The sequence below is a fragment of the Cupriavidus sp. FW305-46 genome, from assembly GCF_058787075.1.
Genome location: NZ_JBYSZI010000111.1, coordinates 9075 through 10296, shown reverse-complemented (window position 1 = coordinate 10296; position 1222 = coordinate 9075). Strand labels below are relative to the sequence as shown.

3 protein-coding genes are annotated in these 1222 nt (G+C 67.5%); all 3 read right to left on the bottom strand.

Annotated elements, in window-relative coordinates:
* Positions 1-150 (bottom strand): hypothetical protein (locus AC3WON_RS30370; RefSeq protein WP_492353405.1); only part of this gene is annotated, 150 nt, incomplete at its 3' end.
* Positions 150-515, bottom strand: a complete 366-nt coding sequence (locus AC3WON_RS30365; protein WP_492353402.1) for a phage tail tube protein — start codon at positions 513-515, stop codon at positions 150-152. The genes AC3WON_RS30365 and AC3WON_RS30370, both read right to left, overlap by 1 nt.
* A gap of 48 nt (positions 516-563) precedes the next feature.
* On the bottom strand, positions 564-1222 hold a 659-nt coding region (locus tag AC3WON_RS30360), incomplete at its 5' end, for a phage tail sheath C-terminal domain-containing protein (protein WP_492353401.1).

Genomic DNA, 1222 nt, shown 5'->3' with positions numbered 1-1222 from the left:
GATCATGCCCATGCTGGGCTTGGCCGTCATTTCCATGGTGCGCAGATGGCGCGCCTTCGGCCGGGCCATCACCAACTCGGTGAGCTCGCCGCCGCCCTTGAGCTTGAGCGGCTCGCTGAGCGGCACCTTGATCGAGACGAGAGCAGCCATCAGACAGCCTCCGCCGGTGCGCCGAACATCTTGACCGAGGCCTTGCCATCACCCGCTTGCGGGTTCAGCGGTGTGGCCATGGCGCCGTTGCGGACCATGTAGCTTTGGCCCGAGTCCGCCTGGAACAGCACCACGGCATCGGTGGTGCTGTTAAGCGCGATGATGTCGGTGTCCGCCGTGATCAGGATGTCGCACTCGACCTCGGACGGGACCGGCTTCTCGGTGTAGAACACCGTGCCCGCGTCGGACACCTGCGCCGTACGCTCGACACCGCCGGTGTTGAGCTTGGCCGTGCCCGGCACCGACGCCAGGCGCTGGCCGGCGACGGTGATGAAGGCACGCCCCATGACTTGCTTGCTTGCCATGTCGTTTTCCTCGGATGGTTGCGCGGGGCAAATGCCCCGCGCGTTGGGTTACAGGCGGAACTGGATCTGCGCGGCGAACACACGGAACTGGTTGACCAGGTTCGGCGGCAGCAGGACGTCGACGCGGTTGGCATCGGTGCCGCTGCGCACGACCTGCAGGTCGGCCTTGAACTGGTCGAAGTCCTCGACCAGCCCTGCCTCCTCCCAGTCACGGAACAGCGCGATCAGCTCGGCGCGAATCATGGTCGGCGTGGCGATCGCCTGGCCAGCGTCGAACACGGTGCCGTCATTGGCCAGCTTGTGGCGCGGATACACCTGCGAGATGCGCGCACGCACGCTGTAGCGCAGGTAGCTGAGCGTGTACATCGTCTCGACGTCGCGGTAGCTGGGGTCGACGATGCCGCTGGCGTTCTGCGTGTACATCGTGACCGCGCGCTCCGCCGCCAGCTGGCCGCCCGGGTTGGCGATGTAGGTCGCCATCCCGTACGACAGCAGGTTGTTGCGCTCGGCCCGGGTGAAGCGCTTCTCGGCCGAGGCCGGCAGCAGGCCGGTACCGACCAGCGTCTGCACCGGGCGCGCCGGATCGATGCCGCCCAGATAGAACGCGCAGATCGCGCCCCAGATGGCCGCGTGCTCCCAGACGGGCGACGGCGAGCCACCCTGCTCCACCGACCAGGCCACCACGTGCGGGCTGTTGCGCGTGCTGG

Excerpts from the sequence above, each read along its gene's own strand:
- AC3WON_RS30365 (WP_492353402.1), bottom strand. The coding sequence starts at position 515 with ATGGCAAGCAAGCAAGTCATGGGGCGTGCCTTCATCACCGTCGCCGGC.